The 25,402-nt window shown below is 45.8% G+C and carries 23 protein-coding genes; 19 read left to right on the top strand and 4 right to left on the bottom strand.

The genetic code is table 11. The features are described from left to right. Positions 1-63 precede the first annotated feature (63 nt). The 12 genes from ACMQ5W_RS07475 to nhaC (ACMQ5W_RS07420) all read left to right on the top strand — a co-directional run bounded on the left by ACMQ5W_RS07475 (position 64) and on the right by nhaC (ACMQ5W_RS07420) (position 12,750). Complete coding sequence (locus ACMQ5W_RS07475) at positions 64-1,491, top strand: sodium-dependent transporter (protein WP_419024618.1); 1,428 nt, start codon at positions 64-66, stop codon at positions 1,489-1,491. Between the two features lie 252 nt (positions 1,492-1,743). Then, on the top strand, positions 1,744-3,147 hold the full coding sequence (locus ACMQ5W_RS07470; protein ID WP_419024616.1) for a glutamate mutase L: 1,404 nt from the start codon (positions 1,744-1,746) through the stop codon (positions 3,145-3,147). Next, positions 3,137-4,903: a cobalamin B12-binding domain-containing protein gene (locus tag ACMQ5W_RS07465; protein WP_419024614.1), complete on the top strand. Its 1,767-nt coding sequence runs from the start codon at positions 3,137-3,139 to the stop codon at positions 4,901-4,903. The genes ACMQ5W_RS07470 and ACMQ5W_RS07465 overlap by 11 nt, the downstream gene beginning before the upstream one ends. Before the next feature lie 25 nt (positions 4,904-4,928). Beyond that, complete coding sequence (gene ortA / locus ACMQ5W_RS07460; protein WP_419024612.1) at positions 4,929-5,231, top strand: 2-amino-4-oxopentanoate thiolase subunit OrtA; 303 nt, start codon at positions 4,929-4,931, stop codon at positions 5,229-5,231. After that, positions 5,231-6,646 (top strand): 2-amino-4-oxopentanoate thiolase subunit OrtB, encoded by a 1,416-nt coding sequence (gene ortB, locus ACMQ5W_RS07455; protein WP_419024610.1) that lies wholly within the window; start codon positions 5,231-5,233, stop codon positions 6,644-6,646. The genes ortA and ortB overlap by 1 nt, the downstream gene beginning before the upstream one ends. Before the next feature lie 11 nt (positions 6,647-6,657). Beyond that, positions 6,658-7,458, top strand: a complete 801-nt coding sequence (gene proC / locus ACMQ5W_RS07450; protein WP_419024608.1) for a pyrroline-5-carboxylate reductase — start codon at positions 6,658-6,660, stop codon at positions 7,456-7,458. A 158-nt stretch (positions 7,459-7,616) separates the two neighbouring features. Next, positions 7,617-8,576, top strand: coding sequence for a DMT family transporter (locus ACMQ5W_RS07445; protein ID WP_419024606.1), 960 nt, complete (start codon positions 7,617-7,619; stop codon positions 8,574-8,576). Further along, positions 8,545-9,405 carry a tetratricopeptide repeat protein gene (locus ACMQ5W_RS07440; RefSeq protein WP_419024604.1) on the top strand — a complete coding sequence of 287 codons (861 nt, stop codon included), beginning with the start codon at positions 8,545-8,547 and terminating at the stop codon, positions 9,403-9,405. Before ACMQ5W_RS07445 ends, ACMQ5W_RS07440 begins: the two co-directional genes overlap by 32 nt. 15 nt (positions 9,406-9,420) lie before the next feature. Continuing rightward, on the top strand, positions 9,421-10,347 hold the full coding sequence (locus ACMQ5W_RS07435) for a DUF4037 domain-containing protein (protein ID WP_419024602.1): 927 nt from the start codon (positions 9,421-9,423) through the stop codon (positions 10,345-10,347). 18 nt (positions 10,348-10,365) lie between these two features. Beyond that, on the top strand, positions 10,366-10,974 hold the full coding sequence (locus tag ACMQ5W_RS07430; protein ID WP_419024600.1) for a DUF4125 family protein: 609 nt from the start codon (positions 10,366-10,368) through the stop codon (positions 10,972-10,974). Between the two features lie 115 nt (positions 10,975-11,089). Next, the gene (locus ACMQ5W_RS07425; protein WP_419024598.1) at positions 11,090-11,374 is read left to right on the top strand and encodes a putative quinol monooxygenase; all 285 of its coding nucleotides are present in this window, start codon (positions 11,090-11,092) and stop codon (positions 11,372-11,374) included. After that, the gene (gene nhaC, locus ACMQ5W_RS07420; RefSeq protein WP_419024596.1) at positions 11,371-12,750 is read left to right on the top strand and encodes a Na+/H+ antiporter NhaC; all 1,380 of its coding nucleotides are present in this window, start codon (positions 11,371-11,373) and stop codon (positions 12,748-12,750) included. The genes ACMQ5W_RS07425 and nhaC (ACMQ5W_RS07420) overlap by 4 nt, the downstream gene beginning before the upstream one ends. Before the next feature lie 170 nt (positions 12,751-12,920). Here the strand turns inward: nhaC (ACMQ5W_RS07420) and ACMQ5W_RS07415 are convergent, their stop codons facing one another. Further along, on the bottom strand, positions 12,921-13,199 hold the full coding sequence (locus ACMQ5W_RS07415; protein WP_419024594.1) for a hypothetical protein: 279 nt from the start codon (positions 13,197-13,199) through the stop codon (positions 12,921-12,923). Between the two features lie 256 nt (positions 13,200-13,455). Between ACMQ5W_RS07415 and ACMQ5W_RS07410 the strand changes: the two genes are divergently transcribed. Continuing rightward, entirely contained in the window at positions 13,456-14,646 is a 1,191-nt protein-coding gene (locus tag ACMQ5W_RS07410) for a hypothetical protein (RefSeq protein WP_419024592.1), read from the top strand. A gap of 127 nt (positions 14,647-14,773) precedes the next feature. After that, entirely contained in the window at positions 14,774-16,444 is a 1,671-nt protein-coding gene (gene ilvD / locus ACMQ5W_RS07405; protein WP_419024590.1) for a dihydroxy-acid dehydratase, read from the top strand. A 1-nt stretch (position 16,445) separates the two neighbouring features. Here ilvD and ACMQ5W_RS07400 read toward each other — a convergent pair whose 3' ends face one another. Continuing rightward, the gene (locus ACMQ5W_RS07400; protein ID WP_419024588.1) at positions 16,446-17,372 is read right to left on the bottom strand and encodes an AraC family transcriptional regulator; all 927 of its coding nucleotides are present in this window, start codon (positions 17,370-17,372) and stop codon (positions 16,446-16,448) included. A 77-nt stretch (positions 17,373-17,449) separates the two neighbouring features. On the opposite strand from ACMQ5W_RS07400, the gene ACMQ5W_RS07395 reads away from it, so the two are divergent. Further along, positions 17,450-18,076, top strand: a complete 627-nt coding sequence (locus ACMQ5W_RS07395) for a flavodoxin family protein (protein ID WP_419024586.1) — start codon at positions 17,450-17,452, stop codon at positions 18,074-18,076. A gap of 13 nt (positions 18,077-18,089) precedes the next feature. Beyond that, positions 18,090-19,076: an ornithine cyclodeaminase family protein gene (locus ACMQ5W_RS07390; protein ID WP_419024584.1), complete on the top strand. Its 987-nt coding sequence runs from the start codon at positions 18,090-18,092 to the stop codon at positions 19,074-19,076. A gap of 91 nt (positions 19,077-19,167) precedes the next feature. On the opposite strand, the gene proC (ACMQ5W_RS07385) is transcribed toward ACMQ5W_RS07390, so the two are convergent. Continuing rightward, on the bottom strand, positions 19,168-19,977 hold the full coding sequence (proC, locus tag ACMQ5W_RS07385; RefSeq protein ID WP_419024582.1) for a pyrroline-5-carboxylate reductase: 810 nt from the start codon (positions 19,975-19,977) through the stop codon (positions 19,168-19,170). 25 nt (positions 19,978-20,002) lie between these two features. Continuing rightward, positions 20,003-20,728, bottom strand: coding sequence for a FadR/GntR family transcriptional regulator (locus ACMQ5W_RS07380; protein WP_148490505.1), 726 nt, complete (start codon positions 20,726-20,728; stop codon positions 20,003-20,005). 473 nt (positions 20,729-21,201) lie between these two features. Here ACMQ5W_RS07380 and nhaC (ACMQ5W_RS07375) point away from each other — a divergent pair, with 473 nt between their 5' ends. The 3 genes from nhaC (ACMQ5W_RS07375) (at position 21,202) to ACMQ5W_RS07365 (ending at position 25,284) form a co-directional block, all read left to right on the top strand. Beyond that, positions 21,202-22,602, top strand: coding sequence for a Na+/H+ antiporter NhaC (nhaC, locus tag ACMQ5W_RS07375; protein WP_419024580.1), 1,401 nt, complete (start codon positions 21,202-21,204; stop codon positions 22,600-22,602). A 127-nt stretch (positions 22,603-22,729) separates the two neighbouring features. Beyond that, a complete protein-coding gene (locus tag ACMQ5W_RS07370; RefSeq protein ID WP_148490507.1) occupies positions 22,730-23,611 on the top strand; it encodes a LysR family transcriptional regulator in 882 nt (293 codons plus the stop codon). Positions 23,612-23,946: 335 nt separating this feature from the next. Beyond that, a complete protein-coding gene (locus tag ACMQ5W_RS07365) occupies positions 23,947-25,284 on the top strand; it encodes a sodium-dependent transporter (RefSeq protein ID WP_419024578.1) in 1,338 nt (445 codons plus the stop codon). The last annotated feature ends 118 nt before the right edge of the window (positions 25,285-25,402 follow it).

Here is a 25,402-nt window from a genome sequence, read left to right as displayed (position 1 = left end):
GGGGGCTTGGAGATGGCGAGAATAATGTTCACATCTTTAACTATGACTAAAAAGGAGAGAAAAATGTCTGGAATTACAATAGCAATGCTAATTGTATATGCGGTCGTATTCGGCGGCGGCAGTATTTTCTTAGTTATGAAATCCATGTCTAAGAAAAACAATACCAGAGGCGAAATTGTAGAAAACAAACAGAGCGATGGATTTGGCTCTAGAATTGGATTTATCTTATCAACGATAGGCATGGCTGTCGGCGTTGGCGCAATGTGGAGATTCCCGATGATGTGCGCACAGTGGGGCGGCGGTGCATTTGTACTGGCATTCATCACAGTCTGTGTTGTAATCGTGATTCCTGCGGGCTGGGCAGAAATCGCTTATGGCAGACACTTCAGAAAAGGCACCGTAGGCTGCGGTGCGGATGCTGCAGGCAAACCGGGCAAGCTGCTGGGCTGGTTCATGAGTTTGGATCAGGTGGCTGTCTGGGCTTATTATCCTGCAATTATGGCAATTGTTATTTGCTATATTTTTAAATCCTTTGGCGGTATTGATTACGCGGCAAATGCGGAGGCGGTTTATGAGACGACCAATGACAACAGACTTGTCATTTACCTGATCGTAATCGCAGTGCTGGCAGTTGTGGCGCTGATTGGTGCCAGAGGAATTCAAAACGGTATTGAGAAAGTTTGTAAAATTTTACTTCCACTGTTGTTTATCATCCTGGTGGTTTTGATTGTACGCGTATGTATGATTCCTGGGATTGCAACAGGGATTGAGTTTTACTTAAAGCCTGACTGGGCACAGCTGGCAAATCCACAGATGTGGGCGGCTGCGGCAGGTATGGCACTCTTTGCAGTAGGCCTTGGACCTGGATGCTTGTTGGTATACGGAAGATATGTAGACGACAAGCAGGACGTGGCGACGGATTTTATCACAGTAAACGTAGTTCAACTCTTTATCTGCCTGCTGTCCGGCTTCGTAATTATTCCGGCAGTGGCAACTTTCGGACTTGACCCGCTGATGGGAAAAGGCGTCATGTTCGTGGCGCTGCCGAAGGTATTTGCGACGATACCGGGAGGCGCGTTCTTCCTGATTCTGTTCTTCGTGGCCCTGCTCTTTGCGGGGATTTCATCCTCCCTCAACCAGGTAGAGATTGCCACTTCGGCGTTCATGGATAAGGAAGGCTTTGGAATGAGCAGGAAAAAGGCGACAATCGTATGCTATGTCATCGCAATCCTCGTTGCCATCCCCTGTGTTTGGAACGATGCATTCTTTGCGGTCTTTGACAATGTATTCGGAAATATCGGATACTGCATCTGTGCCTTGGGACTGGCAATCATCCTGGCTTGGAAGATTGGTGCAAAGAAGGTCAGAGAAGAATGGTACCTGCCTACTTCGGCAATCAAGTGGGGCCCATGGGTTGACTTCTTATATAAATATGTTGTAGTAATTGCTTTAGGCTACTTTACAATTACTGCGGTATTATCACTGTTTTAATAAATGATATCATCGCTGGTCACAGATTGAACTGTGGCCAGCGTATCCAATGAATGATTCTATTTTGTACATATGACATTGATTTTATTTCACTACCGATATACCTGGTACAATGATAAAATATAAATAGCTAGATATAATAGATGCCGGACTCTCGTCGCTATAGGCGGTGAGTTCCGCTTCTGAATCATGATGGTTTTCTTCCATCAAAGTTCAGAGGAGCTTTGCTCCGATTGTAACAGGAGGCAGATCTTGAACTACGCGATTTTATTAGATTTTGGAAGCACTTATACGAAGATTGTGTGTGTAGACTTAGCAGAGAGGCGCGTCGTTTTGACGGATAAATTTCCATCTACTGTACATACCAACGCTGAAATCAGCCTGCATCAGTGTTTCGAGGCTGCAAAGAGGACCATAGGTGAAGACGCTTTTCGAGTGGCACTGAAACTTTCTACTAGCAGCGCTGCCGGAGGCCTTAGAATTGCAGTATCCGGCTTGACGAAATCTCTCAGCATAGAGGCGGGGAGAAACGCCAGCTTTGGCGCAGGCGGCAAAGTCGTATATACTGCCGCAGGTCTGATTACAGAGGAGGATCTGCAAGGGATAGGAGGTTCTCAGGCGGAAATTCTGCTCCTGTGCGGCGGCTATGAAGGCGGAAACCGTAAGACCGTCCTTCACAATGCAGAAGTCCTGGCTGGCAGCAGGCTTAACATTCCGATCATCTATGCGGGGAACTCCCATGTCGCAAAGGACGTGAGAATGATGTTCACCGGCAGAGGAAAAGAATGTTTTATGGCAGAGAATATCATCCCGGGCGTGGGGACTTTGAACATCGAACCGACTGTCGCTATTATCAGAGACTTATTTATGAACCGTATCACCAATATGAAGGGTGTGGGAAAGGTCAAGGAGGTACTTGACGGACCGATTATACCGACGCCGGCTTCTGTGCTTGCTGCAGGGCAATTGCTCTGCGACGGAACGGAAACGGAACCCGGAATAGGGCCTTACATGATGGCAGACATCGGCGGCGCTACCACGGATATCTATTCCTTTATAGAGAACCGCAGCTACGAAGGGGCAAAGCAGGTAGGCTCGCCCGAGCCTTTTGCCAAGAGAACGGTAGAAGGTGATATGGGAATGAGAGAATCTTCCATCTGTCTTGTAAAAGAAGTGGGAGAAGACAACTTTGCTCAGAAATGTGGTATTACGAGAGAAAAATTGAGCGATGCCATACAGAATCGTATTACGGATAGGAAGTATATTGCAGATATAGAATCCGAGAAAGAGATAGACTTGCAGATTGCCTGCAGTGCAGTTCAAATCTCGGCGAGACGGCATGCAGGTTATGCCGTCAAAGAGTTTAACGATGGCTGCAGACTGGTGCAGCACGGAAAAAATTTGACAGACATCAGGACCGTGATCGGAACTGGCGGCATCTTGGTAAATAATTTGAGTACGGCACCGCAGATTTTGCAGAATGTGGAAGTGAGAAAGTCTGAAACGGGGCGGGTTCTGCTGCCGAAAGGTGTAAAACCCTTTGTCGATGAGGATTACGTTTTTTTTGCGGCAGGCTTACTTTGTGAATATGACCAGGAAGCGGCCCTTGCAATCATGAAAAAAAGTATCAGAACAGGAGAAAAGAATGGATATTAAAATCAACAGACGATTTAACGAAAAAGAGCTGCCTGATATGAAAACCATCAAGGCGGATGCGAAAAAAATTGCATCAAATATTACAGTCGGTGAAACTCTTTTCATGAAGAAATACGGCGTCAGATCAGAGGCTGAATATAAGCGTAAAATGATGGATGCCGGCAAAATCATGAAACACAGTATCCTCGGCTGGAATTCATGGAGCGTAACTGAGGACGGCATTCGAAAGGTATATGACTCGCTGGTTGAAGCTGGTTCTTCTATCGACCGTCTCGGCATCTGCTGTGACTGGATCATGGGCGTGCCGGAAGAATACAGAAATCGCTTTCAGGCCAGCGGCAGCTTGATTTTCAATTCACAGGAAGAATGGAATGCAATCGGCCAGGTCGTTCCTGTAAACCCTCATCTGGGCGATCACATGATCGGTTCTTTGAACAGCGTGGAAAATGTTACCAATGGATTGACTGCCGGGGTGACCACCATCGGAAACCTGGCACAGTATTTTACTTACGAATACCCGGGTCTTGATATGGAAGGCTATCGGACAGAAGATTATATCAAAGCAATGGCCATCATGGGGGAATTCAAAGAGAGAGGTGTATGCATGCACTGCAACCTGGATGATGGATACGGTGCGCAGTTCCATGATGTTGCCAACCTTCTGGGATGGGCAAAGCTGGAAAGATATATTGCAGAAGACTTGATGGGCGGCAGAGTTGCTCACTGCTATGGAAATCTGTTCAGCGACTCCATGCTCCGAGTGGTATTCAACCGGGCAATCAGCATGATTGACAAGTATCATACACCAGGAACTTTTGTCAACGGCAACACCATCGACTATGGTTCCAGCTTGCCAAGAAACTATGCGGCGCTGACTTCTTATGCTATCGCTGACGTTGCCTGCCAGCTGACCTATCCTAGCGGTTATGCCGTAGCACCGGTTCCATATACTGAGGCGATCAGAATTCCAGCTCCGGAAGAAATCGTAGAAGCACAGTTAAGTATGGACATGGTCATCGAGAAAGCACCGTATTATGCCAGATATATGGACTGGGACAAGATCAATGCAGATGCAGAACTTCTTGTGACGGGAGCCAACGTCTTCTTTGAGAGAGTCATGAATGCGTTAGATGACCTGGGAGTGGATACCAGCCATGCAGGCGAAATCGCGGCTGTGCTCAAAGCCATCGGACCAGAGCAGCTGGAGGTTGCTTTTGGTGCAGGCGGCAGAGAAAAAGAAGCTATGAGAGGCAGAGTGCCAATCAGACCGACCAGTATCGTGCAGACGATTCAAAAAATTGAAAATGATGCTTTGGCAAAACAGAAGTTTGAAAATGAAGGACCGCTGCAGGGCGTCAACGTCGTTGTCGGCTCTACTGACGTTCATGAGTTCGGCAAAGAGGTCATCAGAAATGTACTTCGCAAGGCAGGAGCTACTGTGTTTGATCTGGGTACATCTGTATCAATTTCTGAAATCGCTGATACGTTGGTAGAGACAGGCAGCAACATCGTATGTATGAGCACATACAACGGCATGGCCTATAGCTTCGGAAGAGATTTGAAAGCAGCACTGGCAGACGCAGGCCTGACCGACACCCATGTGCTGATGGGCGGCAGACTGAACGAAGCCATGGATGGCAGCGATGTTCCGATTGACGTTACAGATAAACTGATCAAGATGGGCATCAACGCCGAAAACGATATCGATACGATCGTCGGCACAGTCGGTTCCTATAGTGGAATCAGTTTACAATAATATATTTGCAAAGGAGAAAATGAGAATGGCAAAGAAAGGTGACTGGGTGCGTATTCACTCAATCGTATTAAAAGCAGACGAAAGAACAGCAAAACTGCCTGAGGACACACAGAAGTGTGACTTGCAGCAGTGGACAAAGGGTTATCTGCAGGAGGAAAGTGCGGAAATCGGCGACGAGGTATCCGTAGAAACAGCAGTCGGCAGAATTGTAAAAGGCACTCTGTTGGAAGTGGGTCCTTATTACACCCACAGTTATGGAAAGTTCGTACCAGAAATCATAGAAATTGACAAGCAGCTGAGAGAAACAATGTTCGGAGGTGACAGATAATGACACTAGCAAAAGATTATGATTCCGTCATGGCAAGATCCAATGAAATCAATTTGAAAGCCCTGGGAATCGACTACAGCGAATTTGAATCAGGATCAGTAGCCTTCGATTATGAAGCGCTGATGTCTTCAACAGGATATACCCTGGAGGAAGTGGCAAAAATCCAGTCTAAAACAGCAGTCGGCAATACCCCGCTGATTGAACTGAGAAACCTGACAGAACTGGCAAGAAAGTGTGCAGAACCTGGCAAAGGGGCAAGAATCTTTGCAAAGGATGAGGCAGCAAACGCTTCTGGCTCTTTCAAAGCGAGAAGAGCAGCCTGTGCAGTCGCTCATGCCAAGAAGCTGGGATACAAGGGCGTCATGGCGGCCACTTCAGGCAACTACGGTGCTGCGGTAGCATCACAGGCGGCGATGCAGGGTCTCAAATGTATCGTAGTACAGGAATGCTACGACTCAAACGGAGTAGGCCAGCCTGAAATCATCGAAAAAGCCAGAAAGTGCGAAGCATATGGCGCAGAGGTCGTGCAGCTGACAGTCGGTCCAGAACTGTTCTATTCTTTCCTCTCCATCATGGAAGACACCGGCTTCTTCAACGCTTCTCTCTATTCTCCATTCGGCATTGCCGGTGTAGAAACCCTCGGTTACGAGATTGCCGAGCAGTGCAGAGCAATGACAGGAAAGAACCCGGATATGGTCGTATGCACAACAGCAGGCGGCGGCATGATTACAGGAACCGCAAGAGGTCTGATCAAAGCTGGCGCTACAGACACAGAAGTGGTCGCTGCATCCATCGACTTGACAGGTCTCCACATGGCTTCAGATACACAGTTCAACAAGAAGTCATGTACCACTGGACATACAGGATTCGGCGTGCCTCACGCAACTGGTCCGGATCACTCCGATACGCCGCGTTCCGCTGCAAGAATTCTGAGATATGCAGATAAATACGTGACAGTTAAACAAGGTGAAGTCATGTACATGACAGAGGCCCTTGCAAACCTGGAGGGAATTGAAAGAGGACCGGCAGGAAATACCGCATTAGCGGCAGCGTTTTCTTTGGCGCAGGAGCTGCCAGAGGATGCAATCGTAGTCATCAGTGAGACGGAATATACAGGCGCAGGCAAGCACATCCAGCCACAGCTGTCTTTCGCGAGAGATAATGGAATCGATCTCAGATTTGGAAACCCACAGGCAGAGGACCAGCCGGGCGAGAATATCATCTTCCCGCAGAGCCCTGCCATGATCAAGCACCAGGTGGCAGATATTAACCGCTTCAGACAGTCTATGATAAAGAGAGCATGTAAAGAAGCAGGCGTTGCACCAGAGGATTTGACGCAGGCAGATATCGCATACCTTGCAGAAGAGACAAAGACAGACGAGCAGTTTGTCAAAAACACACTGGAACTGAAATAGAGGTGAAAAATATGAGCAAGAAAATCGTATTCTGTGGCGGCGGCAATATGGCAGAAGGCGTCATGAGAAGCCTGATAAAAAGAGAAGTAGTAAAGAGCGAAGATATCGCCGTCAGCGAACTGAATCCGGTCCGCTGTGCGTATCTCAAAGAAACGTATGGAGTCAATGCCATGGTAGACGCAAGTGGCGCCATGAAAGAGGCCGACATGATTATCATAGCCGTACTTCCGAAAATCGTACCAGTGGTGGCAAAGACAATTAAGGAAGCAGCAACGGCGGAAACGGTCGTTCTGTCTATCGCAGCAGGCGTTACCATCGCATCGATGGAAGAAATGCTGGGCGCTGACAGGAAGATTGTCCGCGTCATGCCTAACACATTGGGACAGTCGGGAAACGGACATAGTGCTGTCTGCTTAAATGACAATGTGAGCGAGGAAGAAAAGGCTTTTGCTCTCCAGGTTCTGGAGGCGCTGGGGCAGACAATCGTTCTGCCTGAGAACATGTTTGGAGAATTTACAGCATACAGCTGTTCCGGTCCGATGTGGCTGTATCAGATGGCGGACGTACTCATCGATGCAGGGGTTTATGCGGGTTTCAGCCGCAGCGATGCACGCCAGATGGTCATCAAAAACATGCTGGGCGTAGCCATGATTCTCGATGAAAGCGGCGATGAGCCGAAGTCGAGAGTCAGCGAGATGTGTTCTCCGGGCGGCGTAACTATTGAAGGCTACAAGTCCCTCGTAGACGAAGGATTTGCTTCTGCTGTCATGACATCTGTTGATAAAGCAGTAAAAAAAGCGAATGCAATTTAGTAAATAATCAATCAGATCCGGCGCAAATACGTTGTTTTGAACGCAAGTGTGCCGGATCTTTACTTTCATAGGAGCATTTTGATGGAGAAATCCGGGGCGGAGGGTGCTTGAAATTGCCCTGCGCCGGATGACAATGAATAAAGAAAAAGGAAGGAATCATGACAATACAGAAAACACCAGTTGTCGCTGCGCTAGCACTGTTTTGCTGCGTTTTATGGGGAAGTGCGTTTCCATGCATCAAAATCGGCTATGAATGGTTTGCCATTGAAGGGGCTGGAAGCCAGATGCTCTTTGCTGGCTGTCGATTTTTTTGCGCAGGAGTGATGACCTTTTTGCTGTTCAGCTTAAAGGAAAGAAAACTCCTGACAATAAAAAAATCATCCATTCCTGCTGTCTTCGGACAAGGCGTACTGCAGACGACCATACAATACTTTTTCTTTTATCTGGGCCTTGCAAATACTACGGGAGCCAAGGGATCGATTATCACCGCATCAAATGCATTTTTTTCCATCATCATCGCCCACTTTCTCATGAAAGAGGAGCGCTTTACTTGGAAAAAGGCAATAGGCTGCATTGTCGGTTTTGCTGGTGTGGTTGTGGTAAATCTCACACCTGGCGCCTGGAGCAGCGGTTTTGCATGGAATGGAGAGGGTTTTGTTCTGTTATGCGCGATCGCTTATGGGGCGAGTTCTGTGACCACAAAGCTTCTTTCAAAGCGGGAGCAGCCGGAATCCATTACCGCCTATCAGTTAATGATCGGCGGTGCGATTCTGATGATTATGGGATACCTGGCATCAGGTACGATAGGCAGCTTTACAATAAAATCGGCGATCTTGTTTTTTTACCTGGCCTTTTTATCGACCCTTTCCTTTACTATTTGGGCAATCCTGCTGAAATATAACCCTGTCAGCAAAGTAGCGCCCTTTGGTTTCACCATACCCGTGTTTGGAACTGCCCTTTCGGGACTTCTGCTTCACGAAGAAATCCTGACATGGAATAATCTGGCGGCCCTCGTGCTCGTCAGCTGCGGCATCATATGGGTCAACTTAGAACTACCGAAAAAAAGAGGCAGAGGAGGAAATGAAAATGACAAAAGACCAGTTTTACGAAGAACTTGACAGCAGGTTTGACGCGCGGCAGCACCCGGAAGAAATTATGAGATGGCTGAAAGACGTGTACGAACAAAGCCAGGGTGGTGGAGACGTACATATTGCCTGTACCAGTGAGCTGGCAGCATTTTGCCGCAGCATCAGCGAGTATCAGGATTCTGTCAAGTATTACGAAGAGGTTTTGGAGGCTTTGCGGCCGACTTTTGGTGAATCGTCTTTTGAATATGCGGTAACCGTAAATAATCTGGCCGGCACTTATAGACAGATGGGAAAAATGCAGCGCTCTGAGAAACTCTTCTTAAAGGCAAAAAAACTTTTCGAGAATTGTAATGGGGAAAAACATTTTCTCTACGCCTCTGTCCTCAACAACCTGGGCTTGCTGTGCATGGATACGCAGCGGGAGGAAGAGGGTCTGGAACTGATGGAGCAGTCCATGGCAATTCTGGACGAACTGGGCGGACATGAGGAGGATGTAGCTACAGGACTTTTGAATCAGGCGTATTACTATGCGGGGAAAGCGCAGGACGAGAAGGCGATGTCTCTCTTGATGAAATCGATCAGATTGTTTACCTCCCTTGCCTATGAGAACCCCCATGTGATTTCCGCTAAAATGTTATATGGCCAGCTTTTATCTCGCTCAGGCAACGAAAAAGAGGCAACAGAGTGCCTGCTTTTGGTGTTGGAGGAGATTCGAGCAGTTTTTGGAAAAAACAAAGACTACTGCACAACACTGCAGATTTTGGCAAGGATTTGCAGAAAGTATGGTAGAATTGAAGAGGCACAAGGTTATGAGGATGAGGCATATCATCTCCTTGACCAGATGCAGGAAAGCAATTGATAGGAGGGGAAAAGCATGAATAAAGGAATGGATTTGGCCAGAGGATATTACCTGGAATTTGGCAGACCGATGCTGGAAAAGAATTTCCCCCAGTATGTATCGCGGATTGCCTGCGGGTTTGCAGGCGAAGGCTCCGATGCCTTCGGTTTTGATGATCGGCTGTCCCGTGACCATGACTTTGGACCGGGTTTCTGTCTCTGGCTCACTGATGAGGATGCGGAGAAAATCGGGCCTGCTCTGCAGGAAGCATATCAAGGGCTGCCAGAAACTTTTCAAGGCATTGGGAGAAAAACCGATGAAGGCATGGCCTCTGGAAGAACAGGCGTTATACGGATATCGGACTTTTATGCCAAATATACTGGTATGCCGCAAGGGCCTTCTACATTGAGGCAGTGGCTGCAGGTTCCAGAGCAGTTTCTGGCGACCGCTACAAATGGCTGCGTCTTTGCCGACCCTCTGGGAGTCTTTACGAAGATCAGAGAGCGATTACTGGCGTTTTATCCAGAGGACGTTAGAATTAAGAAATTGTCCTGCAATTGTCACAAGATGGGGCAGGCAGGACAATACAACTATCCACGTCTTCTGCAGAGAGGGGATTTTGTGGCAGCGATGCTGGCGCTGTCAGAGTTTACAGAGGCAGCCATGAAAGCCGTATATCTGTTAAACAAACGATATGCTCCATATTATAAGTGGACATTCAGAGGTCTGGCAGACCTGCCCAAACGAAGGGAAATCGCACCGCTTCTTTCCAGGCTCTGTAAAGACCCGTGTTGGGAGGAAAACGTGCAAGTGATTGAAACGATTTGTATTGCAATCAGAGAAGAATTGATGGAACAAAAGCTTACAAAGAAGACGAGCGACTTTCTCTGTGATCAGAGTTTCAGCTTGATTGCGGAGATCAAGGATCCAGCCATAGCCGGGCTGCCACTGACTGTAGGCTGAGGAAAGAAAGGAAAGCCCATGGATATCATAGAGAAAATTATTGAAATAGAGTACAGGATGTTTGACAAAGTCAATGAGGGAGGAGCCAGAGCTTCTTGCCAGGACGACAAAGAAACTTTTTACGCCATGCGCAGGTGCCAGTTCACCGCTTGGAATGAGGCCATGCGTGAATCCTATCTTGAGGATCTGATCTGCGCCGAGGAGGCCGGTTTTAATCTGGTGACAGAGAAATATGCCCGTATGATGAAATACACGGCGCCGGCAGAATATGCGCAGATTGAAGGGCTGCTCAGGCCGGTGACTGCAGAAAAGGAAGAACTGGTGGATCAGATTCACGCTATTTCCATGGAGTGGAGCCGCCAGCTGCACAGGCAGTACCCCCATATTGCTTCTGGCGGACGCAGTCTGGATGACGATGAGACCTCTCAGTTTGGCGGTACATCGATTTCTACGTACCTTAGGGGAGAACTGCTCACCTATTCGGAAAACACGCTGAGCGCTTATCTCGCGTGGCAGAAGGTGTTACTTGAAAAAGGTGAAAACATGGATCAGGCAATTTTAGAGGCGACCGTGAAGCTCTATGGATTTGCCTCTCTAGCAGAGGCTGAAAGCTATCACAGACAGTAGATTGTTCCAATTTGTCAACCTGATGTGAAGATTTATCCAATACAAAAACAAAGAGGGATAAAGTATAATTAACGATAACGAAATATTCTAATTTTTTTAAAAAGGAGGAGACGAAATGTTTCATTTACATGTATTTTATACAGCAAAGGATCAGGAAACTTTGAACCAGTTTTACGATGAGGTCAAAAAGGCTGGCATCATTGAAGCCACCCACGAGGAAGAGGGTAACATTCGATACGAATATTATTTCTCGGCAGAGCGCGACAACGAAATACTCATCGTGGAGCAATGGCAGGACAGAGCGTCCCAAGAATATCATGATACACTGCCCCATCTTGTCAAGCTCGGTGAAATAAAAGCAAAGTATGAAATTGAGACGGTAATAGAAGAGGTCAGATGAAAACAGAACGAAAGAATTCATTTTTAATGGCGCTCTCTGTACTTCTCGTAAACATCCTAGTCCTGTTGACCGGCGTAGTTTTTCTAAAGTTGGAGCCCCATGTCCCCATTTTGATAAACATCGGCATCGTTCTATGTTTTGGTATTTTTCGCAGGATTTCGTGGGCAGAGCTGATTGCGGGCATGCATAAAGCTGTAGCAGATTCAGTCGGTGTGTTTCTGACGATCCTCATGGTGGGTGTCGTAGTCGGAACCTGGACCATGTGCGGAACGGTACCTGTAGTAATTTATTATGGACTGATGTTCTTCTCACCGCAGTGGTTTTTGATATCGATCATGATATTATGTTTTATCATGGCTTTTGTCACTGGATCGTCCTGGACGACGGCCGGCACTATAGGTGTGGCATTTATGGGTGTGGGCATCAGCCTGGGAATACCAGCGGGCTTGACTGCGGGATGCATCATATCTGGCGCCATGTGCGGCGACAAACAATCTCCCCTTGGCGCGGCCACCAATCTCACTGCGGCGATTTCCAAAGTGGACTTGTACGAGACCCTGCATTCGCTGGTTTATGTGACCATTCCTTCCATTGTGGGATGCGGAATCATCTTTACCATTTTGGGATTTCGATATTCAAAGGTAACGGCAGATACGACCCAGGTCGAGGAAATCATGAATGGCCTTGCCAGCACCTTTCACCTGAGTCCTGTTTTAATTCTGCCTATCATTGTTTTGCTGATTTTGATCTTTCTTAAGATTCCAACGGTGCCTACATTGATTACGGCGTCTCTGTGCGGAGTGCTGTTGTCGGTGCTGTATCAGGGCAATTCTCTGGGGGACAGCTTAGGTTCCATGTATTACGGCTATGTTTCAGATAGTGGAATTGATTTACTGGACAGGCTGCTTACCCGGGGAGGACTGATGGCCATGGCATCGACCATCTTGCTGATTATTTTGGCTCTTGCACTGGCAGGCTGCCTTGAACGGACCAGCATTATGAGTACCGTCATCGTAAAAATAAGTGGGATTTTGCAAAAGCGTTTTTCCGTCATCATGACCTCCTATATCATGAGTACGGTTTTGGGTTTCTTTTCTGCCGACTGCCATATGGCAATTGTTTTGACATCAAACGCCATGGGAGAACGTTTTGATAAGCTGGGCATTCATAAATGTGTGCTTGCCCGAACTGTCCATGACGGGGCAACAGGTCTTGCGCCTCTCGTGCCGTGGACGACGGCAGGCGTATATTTCAGCGCAACCCTCGGTGTGACCGTGGCGGAGTATGTGCCGTTTTACATGCTGGCGCTGACCATGACGGCGGCCACCTTGTTTTTTGCTGCAACAGGGCTGGGCGTGCGGAAGGAAGTACGTTGAATGATATTAAGAAGTCAATTTTTAATAATGACTTATATCAAAGTAGTGTTTATATATAATTGACTAATTACAAAAAATGTATCTAGGTTTAGCATCTTAGGAGACTATGAATATGTTAAAAAAGAGAAAGGATCGGTTCGCACGAACTGATCCTTTCTCTTACTTCATTCCTATTTAATAGAGATAATTTCCTGAATAATATGGACGATTTCTCTTTCCTCCATGACAATTCCGCGTACTGTCGTATCCATATCCATCGTAGTCCGCTCTCTGGTTCCAATCAGGGCGGAAATCAGCGTTACGGATAAAATCGCAGATACAATTTCTCTATCACAGATGTGGATGTTCGTGCCTTGTGGGAATGCAGATGTGCACTTTCCAATCTCGTAAACAGATGGTTCTACATAATGAATTGTGAGATGTGGGCGACTTCTTTTTATTGGAGTCATATTTGTACCCTGTGGTACCAACCTGTCAAAAAGTTGACAAGATAGGCAACGGATGCAATGTATATGACCCCCTTAGAGCAAGATATGTCATTTACAGAATTTTAAAAATCAAGTATGATAAATACAACAAAAGCGAATGTACAGACGTAATTGTTTATGTTAAAAAAATAGCAATTGAATACAGGGGAAGGGGAACCCAAACTATTTAGCCGCAATGTTTTGGCGGCAAAAGTACGTAGTACGCAGGAGGAAGAAAATGAATAAAAAAATAAATTGGAAGGCGATGTTTTTGACAGCGGGCGCATTCGTTTCCTTCTCGATAGGATCTGGATTTGCATCAGGAAACGAGTTGCTGCAGTTCTTTGGTTCGTGGGGAAGCGGCGCGCCGATTGCAGTAATCGCCGGGCTCATTACAACTCTGTTATACTGTATATGTCTGTATACTGTTGGGGCTAACGTCAGTTTTGAAAAATCTGAAGAAACGTATTTGTTCTTTGGCGGAAAGATTCTGGGCAGATTCTTTCAAGTCTTTGTGGCTGTCCTGCTTGTAGCGACGGCAATGCTGATGTTCTCAGGAGCAGGATCTTTATTGTGGCAGGAATTCGGACTTCCGCAATGGGTAGGCTCAATTATTTTGGGCGTAATCTCAGTCGTCGTAGTATTAGGCGGGTTGAAGAGGGTGCAGAATGTGCTTGGATTTGCAGGCGTCGGTATGTTGATCTATATTGCAATCTTCGGTATCATTTCTCTAATAAATCCAGATTCGGGACTCCATCAGGCGGAAAATGTCGGACAAATGGTAGAGGATGGACAAATTTATCAGGCCAATATGTTTACGCTGCCGCCGTTCAGTTGGATTCCTAAATTAGAAGACTGGAATTCTCCGGTGCTGGAAGGAATATTATACGGAACCCTATGTGTGACGACGGGTTTCCCCTTCTATCTTTCTTTGGGCAAACGCTCCAAAAACACTGTGGAAGCGGTGGGTTCTGCTGTGATGACTTCTGTTGCATTCTATGGCTGCATCGTACTTGTTCTGCTGCTGATTCTGACGAATTTTGATGCAGTCCTTAATCCGACGACAAACGAAATGTACCCATTCCCGGCGGTTTCTGCGATCGGCGTATTGTGGCCTGCGGGAAGATGGACTTATGTGGTGCTCATCTTTGTAGGAATTTTCACGACCTACACTGGATTCTTATGGTCAATCAACAACATTTTCTTCGAGAACAGAGAAAAGACAACCAAGAGCAGGGTCTTCGTTGCACTTCTGACCGTATTCGGTATCTGCATGGGAAGTGTGATTCCATTTTCGCAGTTCTTGAACATTTTGCAGCCACTCAGTGGAGTCGTCGGCGTGATCATGGTAATTTCTATTATCGTCAAGACCTTTTCTTTTGTGAAAGCGAGGAGGAACTTTGGAGAGGTTCCTTCCGAAACTCAATAAATAACCGTTATAACAAAAGTCATCCTGCCGCCCGTGGTCAGGGCGGCAGGATGACAACATCAAATGTAGTGAGCAAGATATGTCATTTGTATGAAACAAATGACAAAATAGAAATCAGGAGGATATCATGTTTAAGCAGCCATTTTTTGATGGAAACAGTAAAGTAAATGCCCGCTCGGTATATAAGGGATGCGGGTGTACACCGGAGGAGCTTGGAAAAAGACCGCACATCGGCATTGCAAATACCTTTAGCGAAAACTCCGCAGGTCACGCACATCTGAGGCAGTTGGCTGACGCAGTGAAGCAGGGAATCTGGCAGGCAGGAGGCATTCCTTTTGAATTTGGGGTACCTTCTACCTGTGCCGAGGTAGCGATTGGAAGTGATACTATGTGCATGGATCTGGCTATGCGTGACTTGGTTGCTGGCGGAATAGAAGTGGTCAGCAGCATTCAGCATTTTGACGGGGTAGTCATGCTGTCCGGGTGTGATAATATCGTTCCCGGAACCCTGCTTGCAGCGGCAAGGCTGGATATTCCGACCATCTGCTGCACTGGAGGAACGATGTTGACTGGAACTTTGAACGCAAAGCCTTTCATGCAGTGTGATGTTACAGAATTCTGCTATGGAAAAGTATCTAAGGGTGAAGCTGCGGAAGAGGAAATAAAAGAAGCTGTTCACCAGGCCTGTGCTACTATGGGAGCATGTCCTTCCATGGGCACGGCGAACACCATGCAGATTCTTGCAGAATCTCTCGGCATGGCCTTTCCTCATTCGTCTACGATTCCGGCAGTATATACGGACAAAATCGTCAGCTGCAGAGCAATGGGGAACAGAATTGTGGAGATGGTCTTTGAGGGACTTACCCCGTCAAAGATTTTGACAAAGGAAGCATTGGAAAATGCGATCTGCATGGATCTTGCGATTGGAGGGTCCACCAATGCGGTCATGCACTTGCTGGCCCTTGCTAACGAACTGGATATCAATTTGACTCTGGATGATTTTGAGAGATACAACAGCTGCATTCCTTGTATCCTAAATGTCCGCCCAACTGGAAAATATGGAATTGATACGCTGCATTCTATGGGCGGAATTCCTGCTGTATTTAAACAGCTAGAGGACAGGATTCATAAAGAATGTCTGAATGTGAATGGGCAGACGCTTGGGGATATATTGGAAGAAGTATCCGCAGAACCTAATGAAGTAATCAGAAGTATGGAAGATCCGATGACATGGGATGGCGGATTAGCGATCCTGAAAGGAAATCTTTCCCCTTGCGGATGCGTCATCCGTTCCTCGACAGTTCTTCCCAAAATGCATCATTTTGTGGGAAGGGCAAAGGTATATACCAGTGACAGAGCAGCACATACGGCAATTATCAATGAAGAAGTCCAGCCAGGTGATGTTGTCGTCGTGCGCGGTGTCGGACCTGTAGGCGCTCCCGGCATGGTAGAAGTTATGGAAGCGACAGAAGCAATTGTCAATCTTGGTCTGGATGATCAAGTGGCCCTCATAACAGACGGGAGATTTTCTGGATTCTGTCATGGGCCTATTGTGGGGCATGTATCTCCTGAAGCGGCAAAAGGCGGCTTGATCGGCATGATTGAAGACGGTGACCTCATTGAAATTGATATTCCCGCTCGTCGTCTGGAACTGAAGGTTCCTGAAGAAATCATTGCAAAAAGAAAGGAATCCTTTGTTCCTCCTCAGCCGCAGATCAAGAAAGGATTTATGAAACTCTTTGCAGATACCTGTCTGCCTGCTGAACGAGGTGCAGCAATGCAGAGCTGGAAAAAATAGCTTATATCGAGTTGATTTTATCAACTGATTCCAAAAAGGCTTTGGAGATGCCGGTATCTTCTTGAACAGAAAGTAATTTTCGATATTCTGCAGGACTGATGCCTACAATCTGACAGAATGTACGGTAAAATTGGTTATAGTTATGAAAGCCTACAGCTTTACTGATATCCTGAATGGATGCTGTGTCGCTCATCAAGAATTTAGCATTTTCAATTCTTTTGGAGTTGATATATTTGTTCAGCGTCGTACCGGTGTTTTTCTTGAAAATCCGACACAGATGATAGGTGCTGAAGTTGGCTACTTTGGACAGCTGCTCTAATGAGAGATCCTCAGCAATGTGTTCATCAATGTATCGAACCAGGGTGGTAAGGACTGATCGGTGCATGACATCAGCCGATGTGACAGGTTCGTCGGAGTAATATAAATCATAAAGCAAAGCGACACAGTTGAACAGAAGAGATTGTTCTAAATAGCGCTGGCTATGTTTTCTGAGAGGCAGTTTACTTTCGTAGTGATGATACATATCGAGAAAATCCGCCTGCAGAGCTTCGTCCATGTGCACTAGAGGGTAATTGCTATTGGTCCTGCTGTAGATGTTATAGAAGTCAGCGTGTTCAGCACTCATGAAGCTCATCAGAGAAGGGGATATGGAAATACAATATCTTTCGTATTCTGTCTCCTCCTCCATAACGATGTAGTGGGGAATGAAGATATTGATCAGCAAAACATCACCGTTTTTCAGTTGATAGGACTCGTCTCCAAGCTTGACAGTTCCGATGCAGGCATCCTCATCTTTGCAGAAGTAAAATTGTGCTTCGTAAAAATCGTGATAATGGAGGCGATTGGTAAATTCCTTACCAGGTGTTCGCTTGATAATATGATAGTCCCCTTTATAGGTGTTTGCATGGGATATAAAACTTGCAGCCATGATGTAATCCTCCTTTGGCTGGATATGAGTAAATACTACATGATAAAAATAAGAAAATCAAGTGTGAGGTAATAGTTATGAAGGTATTATTAGTAAATGGAAGTCCCAATGAAAAGGGTTGTACATGGCGGGCTTTGATGGAGGCCGCTGGTACACTGAAAGAAGAAGGGATTGATACAGAGCTTCTCCACCTTGGAAAGGAACCGATTGCAGGCTGCATAGGCTGTGGCAAGTGCAGGAGTCATGACAATCGCTGTGTCTTGGAAGATACGGCGATTGTCAACGAGGTCCTTGACAAAATGAAGGACTCTGATGGAATGATTGTCGGGTCGCCAGTTTATTTCGCTTCACCAAGTGGTGCGCTGATTGCATTGATGGACAGAGTGTTCATGGCCGGTGCAGATTTCGAGTTCAAACCGGCGGCTGCTGTAACTTCGGCGAGAAGGGCGGGGACGACGGCAACCCTTGAGGTAATGAACAAATATTTCCTGATGTCCGGGATGCCCGTTGTACCGGCGAATTATTGCAATATGGTACACGGCCATCTGCCAGAAGAAGTAGAGCAGGATCTGGAAGGGCTTCAGACCATGAGGGTTCTGGCAAGAAATATGGCATATATGCTGAAATGTCTTGATGCTGGTGAAAAGCAAAACATAACTAAGCCAAAAAAAGAAACCAAAGTGAAAACCAGTTATATTCGATAAAAGGAGAACAGAGATGATATTACTTACAGCAAACGATATAGATCAAGTATACTCGATGAGGGATGCGATTGAGGCAAATAAAACCGCATTCAGTCTGATGACGGAGGGAAAAGTTGTAACTCCGCTGCGTTCAAACATCGCAGTACCTGCGTACGATGCCTTTTTTCAGCTGATGCCGTCATATTGCGAAGAAATCAACATGTCAGCGGTCAAACTGGTGAACACCTTTCCTCAGAATTTGAAGGCGGGTCTGCCGTCCATTCCCGCACAGGTGATGCTCATGGATGGAAAAAATGGACAATTCCTAGCTTTGATGGACGGTACATATGTAACTAGAGTTCGAACAGGAGCGGCCTCAGGGGCGGCCTTTGATCTGCTGGCAAAGAAAGATGTGTCCAAAGGTGCTCTGATTGGAACTGGAGGACAAGGAGAAAAACAGCTTGAAGCAATGATCACTGCCAGAAGACTTGACTGTGTATATATTTACAGCAATGATGCAGAAGGAAAAGAAATCTTTGTGGAGGAGATGAAGAAAAAACTGGCTCGCTACGATGTGGAATTTATTTCTGCTGACTCTTCCGATGAAGCCATAGAAGATGCCGATTTGATAACAACTGTTACAACGGCTAGACAGCCTGTATTTAATGCGGATAAGGTCAAAGACGGTGCAACGATCAGTTGTATTGGATCCTTTCGCTATGAGATGCAGGAAATAGATCCGCGAATCTTCAGCAGGACATCGAAGATCTTCTTTGATTCTCAAGAAGCAGTTCTCAGTGAATCCGGGGATTTTATCAAGCCGTTAGAGCAAGGAATCATCACCAAAGAGGATTTAGGTGGAGATATCGGCCGCGTGATAAATGGAACGGCAGCAGGCAGAGAACGAGACGACGAGATTATCATCTTCAAATCAGTCGGAGTAGGCGCAATGGATTTAATGGCGGCAAAATCAATCTATGACGGCGCTTTAGAAAAGAACATTGGTACAATTTGGGGTTAATCCTCACAGCAAAACAGCAGCCTTTTGCTCATCGGCAGAGGGCTGCTGTTCTATTTCTGAATTGATTTAGTTGAATATCCCTTGCTGCGGTCTACGCTTTCCCATGAATCTTGTTTTGAATCTGGTCGATAGCGTCGATGACTGCGAATCTAAAACCGTTCTTTTCTAAAGTTGAAACGCCCACAATGGTGGTTCCTGCAGGAGAGCAGACCGCATCCTTCATCTGTCCGGGATGATCTCCCGATTTGAGGGCCATCTTTCCGGTCCCTGCCAGCATCTGGGCAATCAGCTTGTAGACGACAGGTCTGGTGAGACCATGCTTGCATCCGGCATCTCCCAGTGCTTCCATGAACATCGATACAAAGGCCGGAGTACAACCGGCGATGACACCGCCGATTCCCATGTGATCCCGATCCATCCAGAGAACTAGCCCCAGGTTTTCCAAAAGCTCGTGAACAAAAGTTTTCTCCTCTGCGGCTAAAGTGTTTTCTTCTTCGCATATGAAAATCCCTTCACAGGCGGAAACAGGTGTATTAGGTGCTGTAGCAACATGGTGTGAGGCAGGCATGATTTCCTCAAGGACATCATGATATGTATTCGCGGCGAGGGAAACGATGATTTTGCCATCTAAGGCATCCTTTAAAGGAGACATTACACTTTCAACCATATAGGGTTTTACGCCGATAAAGATTACGTCACATGTTTCTATGACCTCAAGGGCTGTCTTACATGGATGAACGCCGTCTGCAGCCGCTTTCCTGCAGAGTTTGTCATAATTATTTGCACAGGCGTAGATCTGCTCCGGCTTAATTGCGCCTGAGAGCATGAGGCCTGCGGAGGTAGCCCCCGCCATATTGCCGTAACCGATGAATCCGATTTTTACGGTGTTCGTATTTAACATATTCATTTCCTCCTTGAAATTTTGTTTATTTCCTTAACTTCGCATACATTTCCAGGTCGGCTTGCAGGTGCTCATAGGCGATTTTTCTCGCCTTCTCACCGTCTCTCGCTTTAAATGCTTCCACAAGTTCTCTGTGCTGCTCTAGGGCATTATCTCTGAAGCTCCCTACACGTTCCTTTAGAAGATAATAAATGGTGTCGATGATATGCTTGTTAAAAATATCATAATATGCAGTTAATGCACTGATAACGAGGTTGTTTTTTGCCTGGATCCTGATGAATTCATGAAAGTTGTAATTGGCTGTGTTGAGCGCTGCGGGGTCCTCAGCGTTAAGTTCGCATTCTATCATCAGAGATTCTAACTGCCTGATGCCTTCTTCGTCAATTTTTTGAGCTGCCAAACATGCGGCTTCTGGTTCAAAGGCGGAAATAAATTCAACCATTTCCTGCTTTGTCGCCAGCTCCAGGCTGGCTGAGAAGTTGCCTTGCATGGCGATGGTTTCTTTACATTTTACATAGGTGCCTTGCTTTGTTCTTTCTATAAAACCTTGGGTGTCCAGCTTTTTGTAAGCATCTCGCAAGGTTCCTCTGCTGACATTGAGAATTTTGCAGAACTCGTTTTCGTTAGGGAACACGAATCCGTCTTCGAATTCCTCGCTGGTTATCATCTGTTTAATTTTGTCTGCCAGATAGTCCGACTGTGTTTTAAACTGCTCAAAAGCAAGTTTGCCTAATAATTCTGTTTTATCCATGTATTCCTCCCCATAAGACAAGCACGTATTCCATTCATAATTCGTAAATATTATATCTACTAACCAATTTGTCGTCAAGCTTCTTTTAGTTAGATGTCTAACAACAAAAGACACTTCCCAAAATTAACCGCTTATTTTTGAGACCAAAAGATGGTAAGATGTGTTTATAACGCGGCAAAGTTCCAAGCAGATCTTCCTGCAATTTGCAGGCTTTCAAACATCACAAAGACGTTGCATCCAGCTCGGCTCACCCATTGTTAACGTTTTATCAAGGAGGGCTTGACGAAATGCGAATTGTCAGAGAATAGATTTTGGGATATTATGTTGTTAAACAACATGCATGTTGAATATTTGGACACACTTAATGTCCAAATCGTATCAGGCCGATTAGGCAGACGATGTTTCTTTTTCAGACAAATCAAAGGAATTATACAAGCACTCTTTGATAAAACGGTTATTAATTAGGAGGAAAAATGGACAAGAAGAAAATTAAAGCTCCATCCTTTATTCAAGCTTTACTGATATTGCTGGTGGTAGTTGCAATATTAATGCTGAGCGTCACTTTATTAGACGTATCTATTCAGATCGCATTGCTATTTTCAATCATTATCGCATCCTGTTTCGCTATATTCTTAGGCTATAAATGGGATGACGTTCAAAAAATGATGATGGACGGTGTTATGAGTATGCTGATAGCGACATTCATATTGATGCTGATCGGCGCAGTTATCGCCACATGGATCGCATCAGGCACGATTCCGTACATCATTTACCTGGGATTAAAACTGATATCCCCAAAATTTTTTTTACTTTGTGCATGCCTGGCAGCAGCATTCATGTCGATGGCATGTGGTAGTTCCTGGTCATCAGCAGGTACAGTCGGTATCGCCTTTATGGGTATCGGTGCTGGTCTTGGAATCAATCCGGCTATGACAGCAGGCGCTATCGTTTCAGGTGCATACTTTGGCGACAAACAGTCTCCATTCTCAGATACGACCAACTTGGCCTCCGCTATGGCAGGCACGACATTGTTTGAACATATGAGCTCCATGCTTTGGACTACAACGCCGGCTCTGGTTATTTCTTTAATCCTCTACACTGTTTTAGGATTTACCAGTGCAAGCGGCGGTACAGTTGACACGACGACAGCTGACTTGTACATAGAAAATCTGTCAGCACATTTCAACCTTTCACCGGTATGTCTGATTCCTGTCGTAGTGCTGATCGTAGTCATTGTTAAAAAAGCGCCAGCAATTCCGGGACTTGTGGTATCGGCCCTCCTGGGTGCAATAATGGCAGTGATTTTCCAGGGAAGCAATCCGATCGATGTTGCGAACCTGATGTATGACGGATTTACGATTGATACAGGTGTTGAGCAGATCGACTCCCTGTTGAATAGAGGCGGAATCTCCAGTATGCTGTGGACAGTAGCCCTTTACTTTATGGCCTGCATCCTCGGCAACATTCTCGACGTTACTGGCGTTTTGAGAACGGTTCTTTCAAAAATTGCAGCAATTACAAAGAGAGCAAGCACGCTGATCACTTCAACTTTAGTTTCTTCCTTTGTAATGTGCGGACTGACAGGATCACTGGAAAGTTCCATGCTGATCACTTCAAAACTTTTCGGACCTGCCTATGACGACCTCAACCTCGACAGAAAAGTTTTATCGAGAAGTTTAGAGGATACGGGAACCATGTGCGCGGCACTGATTCCATGGAACTCAAATGGTATCTTTATGGCCACGACCTTAGGTGTTGCGACTGTACAGTATATCCCATATGCATTCCTCGGATTAATTACGCCAGTCGTTGCAATCGCGTTTGCGTTCCTCGGCATCGGTGTCTTCTACAAAAAAGATAAAAAGGCTGCATAATAAATGATAAACAATCACAAAAACATCTCTTTCTTTAGAGATGTTTTTGTGGTTGTCAGGGCACTATAAGGGGAGATATAATTGGTTTAGAGCAGAATCGATATTGACGTAAGACAGGAGATTACTTATGGATATGGTAAAATACGAGATATTTTTAGACATCATTGAAAGGGGCAGTTACAGCAAAGCTTGCGAAGATCTGGGATATTCTCTTTCAGGAATTTCCAAGATGATGAAAAGTATGGAGGAGGAAATCGACATTCCTTTGATTACCAGAACGAATAAGGGTATCAGCTTAACCCCGGATGGAGAAAAAGTGCTGCCTTTGATCAGACAGCTGATTAACTACAAAGAAGTCATAGAAGAAGAATTCGCCCTGATCAGAGGGGTGGAAACCGGTAAAATTAGAATCGGCTGTTTTCCTACTGTGTCTTTTGCCTGGATTTCCTCTTTAATCGCTATGTTTAAAGACAATCACCCCAATATAGCGATTGAAGTCATAGAAGAGAATGGCATTAAGAACCTTGAGCAGTGGCTGAATCAGGGGATTATCGATATCGGCGTATTCAGCAAACAGCCCTATCACAATTACGATTGGGCCGGCGTGAGAGAGGACCGTTACGTAGCGTTATTCCATAAGGAACACAGGCTGGCGTCTCTTGAGCAGGTCCCTGTTAAACAATTGTTTGATGAAGATCTGGTTCTATTTAAATCTCACGAAGGCATTGATCAGGATGTAGTAAAGGTCATGGAATATGTGGAGATGGACAAGGTGCCGAAGTACACGTCAAATTCAGACTTTACCGTAATCCGCTTGACGGAACAGCTGGGATTTGTAGCACTGATTCCGGAGTTAATTGCAAAAATTGCGGTTAATTTCTTTGATGTGACCTATCGTCCCATTGATGTAAACGTATCGAGGGAACTGGGGTTTGCCGTGAGAGATGTCAAACGGGTTTCTCCTGCAGTCAGACAACTTCTAAAGTATGTGAAAGAAGAAAAATTCTAAAGTAAATAAAGTCCGTTGTGCCGCATGGCTGAATTCTGGATGGGATATCTGGAAATCTGCTCATGCGGCTTTTTGATTTATCTCGGCTGTCCTATTCTCTTTCTCTGATTGCATTCAAAATCTGAATAGATATAATTGAAAGTCGGCATAGGGCATTTTGAAAAGTGCTGAAATATCTGATTTTTTTGCTGACTTCTATGCATCGTCTTTTTATTTACATTTTCATTCCAGATTAGAATGAATCGAATAAGATAGATTCATTTTACACATTGTCCCTCTTGCTATAAACTGGTTACAAAAGAAGTTAATGCGGTGTTATATTTTGGAGGTATATGATGTTAAGCCAAGCAGCTCCCGCTCTGGAGTCGCGGGACAATTTCAGCAGCCAGTTTGGTACGATGATGTCAATGGCCGGTCTTGCCATTGGTCTTGGTAACTGCTGGCGATTTCCCTATCTGTGTGCGCAGTGGGGTGGTGGTCCGTTCTTATTTGCCTATTTATTTGTCGTTATTCTCCTGGTCATTCCATTTCTGATTGTCGAAATTGGTATGGGAAAAGGACATGGGAAGGGGGTTGCCGACTGTTATGAAGCGTCCTGGCACAATCGTCCATTCGCTATGATTTTCGGCAATTTTTTTGCCGCTGAAAACTGGGTGCAGAATTTCTTTGTTGTTGGTCTGGGATCAACTCTGATTTATATGCTCTATTCCGCGGTGACCACAAAATGGGATGATATGCCTGCGGATCAAATCTATGGTGAATTCAAGGGCAATACGGTACTATGCGTCATCCTATTTCTAGTCGTCATTGTGATGATTGCGGTTGTCGCTTTCCGCGGGGTCAGCAAGGGAATAGAAAAAATCAGTTCTATCGTGATTCCGTTAATGCTGTTCATCTTTATCTTGGTATTCGTTCTGGTTTGCATCACGACGCCTAACATCACCACAGGGCTCAACTATTATCTGAACCCTGATTTTGGTAAACTGAAAAGTCCACAGCTTTGGAGCGATGCTTTGGTTCAGGCCCTGTTTTCTACTGGCGCCGGACCTGGACCTGTCCTCGTCTATGGCAGTCACATCGCGAAGCATCGTGAATCTACTATGATGGGTATTTCACTGGGGCTGATGGATACGATGGCTGGTGTTCTGGCGGGTCTTGCCATCATCCCCGCCTGTGTCGCCATGGGAATCGATCCGCAGTCAGGTTCCAATCTGATTTTCCTGGTATTCCCGACGGTCTGTTCAAAGATCCCCTTCGGTGCAGTCATCGGTGTATTACTATTTTTCGGCATCTTCTGTGCAGGGGTCACCTCCATGATCTCCAATCAGGAGTGCGCAATTACGACTTTCTCGGATTCATTGAAAAAAGCGCGTACGAAAGTAATCCCTTTTGTCATTGCTGCCACAGTTATTTTTGGATTGCTGGATATTTTAAATGTAAAAGCGGATGCCTTCTTTCAATATATGGCAGGAGATCTGACTTTCCTGCCGGGGGCTATGATGGGTTCGATTACATACGTATATGCCTTTGGTGTAAAACGTGTTCGTACAGAGTTCCTCAACCCGACAGCAAAGGTAAAACTTGGCCGCTGGTTTGATCGCTGGGTCCAGTTTGTCGTCGTCCCGATTTTCATATTTTTCTGTGCCAGATCGTTCATCATGCTGTTTATTTAATAGAAAGGAGGAATCTATGAAACCTGGAGCCATTGTCATTCTCATATTTATCATTGCTTTACTTTTTGTAACGATTTTCTGCGTTAGAAAAAGTATATCTGACGATAGAGAGGTACAG

It is taken from the genome of Emergencia sp., assembly GCF_048465375.1.
GTDB lineage: Bacteria > Bacillota > Clostridia > Peptostreptococcales > Anaerovoracaceae > Senimuribacter.
The sequence above is the reverse complement of the archived record's forward strand: the minus strand, read 5'-3'. Positions and strand labels throughout refer to the sequence as shown.

Bases quoted from the DNA above. Each gene is read 5' to 3' on its own strand.
- ACMQ5W_RS07415 (WP_419024594.1), bottom strand. From the start codon at position 13,199: ATGACTCCAATAAAAAGAAGTCGCCCACATCTCACAATTCATTATGTA.
- ortB (WP_419024610.1), top strand. From the start codon at position 5,231: ATGACACTAGCAAAAGATTATGATTCCGTCATGGCAAGATCCAATGAA.
- ACMQ5W_RS07445 (WP_419024606.1), top strand. From the start codon at position 7,617: ATGACAATACAGAAAACACCAGTTGTCGCTGCGCTAGCACTGTTTTGC.
- ACMQ5W_RS07475 (WP_419024618.1), top strand. From the start codon at position 64: ATGTCTGGAATTACAATAGCAATGCTAATTGTATATGCGGTCGTATTC.
- ACMQ5W_RS07390 (WP_419024584.1), top strand. From the start codon at position 18,090: ATGATATTACTTACAGCAAACGATATAGATCAAGTATACTCGATGAGG.
- ACMQ5W_RS07395 (WP_419024586.1), top strand. From the start codon at position 17,450: ATGAAGGTATTATTAGTAAATGGAAGTCCCAATGAAAAGGGTTGTACA.
- nhaC (WP_419024596.1), top strand. From the start codon at position 11,371: ATGAAAACAGAACGAAAGAATTCATTTTTAATGGCGCTCTCTGTACTT.
- ACMQ5W_RS07380 (WP_148490505.1), bottom strand. From the start codon at position 20,728: ATGGATAAAACAGAATTATTAGGCAAACTTGCTTTTGAGCAGTTTAAA.
- ortA (WP_419024612.1), top strand. From the start codon at position 4,929: ATGGCAAAGAAAGGTGACTGGGTGCGTATTCACTCAATCGTATTAAAA.
- ACMQ5W_RS07370 (WP_148490507.1), top strand. From the start codon at position 22,730: ATGGATATGGTAAAATACGAGATATTTTTAGACATCATTGAAAGGGGC.
- ilvD (WP_419024590.1), top strand. From the start codon at position 14,774: ATGTTTAAGCAGCCATTTTTTGATGGAAACAGTAAAGTAAATGCCCGC.
- proC (WP_419024608.1), top strand. From the start codon at position 6,658: ATGAGCAAGAAAATCGTATTCTGTGGCGGCGGCAATATGGCAGAAGGC.
- ACMQ5W_RS07440 (WP_419024604.1), top strand. From the start codon at position 8,545: ATGACAAAAGACCAGTTTTACGAAGAACTTGACAGCAGGTTTGACGCG.
- ACMQ5W_RS07465 (WP_419024614.1), top strand. From the start codon at position 3,137: ATGGATATTAAAATCAACAGACGATTTAACGAAAAAGAGCTGCCTGAT.
- ACMQ5W_RS07425 (WP_419024598.1), top strand. From the start codon at position 11,090: ATGTTTCATTTACATGTATTTTATACAGCAAAGGATCAGGAAACTTTG.
- ACMQ5W_RS07365 (WP_419024578.1), top strand. From the start codon at position 23,947: ATGTTAAGCCAAGCAGCTCCCGCTCTGGAGTCGCGGGACAATTTCAGC.
- nhaC (WP_419024580.1), top strand. From the start codon at position 21,202: ATGGACAAGAAGAAAATTAAAGCTCCATCCTTTATTCAAGCTTTACTG.
- proC (WP_419024582.1), bottom strand. From the start codon at position 19,977: ATGTTAAATACGAACACCGTAAAAATCGGATTCATCGGTTACGGCAAT.
- ACMQ5W_RS07430 (WP_419024600.1), top strand. From the start codon at position 10,366: ATGGATATCATAGAGAAAATTATTGAAATAGAGTACAGGATGTTTGAC.
- ACMQ5W_RS07435 (WP_419024602.1), top strand. From the start codon at position 9,421: ATGAATAAAGGAATGGATTTGGCCAGAGGATATTACCTGGAATTTGGC.
- ACMQ5W_RS07410 (WP_419024592.1), top strand. From the start codon at position 13,456: ATGAATAAAAAAATAAATTGGAAGGCGATGTTTTTGACAGCGGGCGCA.
- ACMQ5W_RS07400 (WP_419024588.1), bottom strand. From the start codon at position 17,372: ATGGCTGCAAGTTTTATATCCCATGCAAACACCTATAAAGGGGACTAT.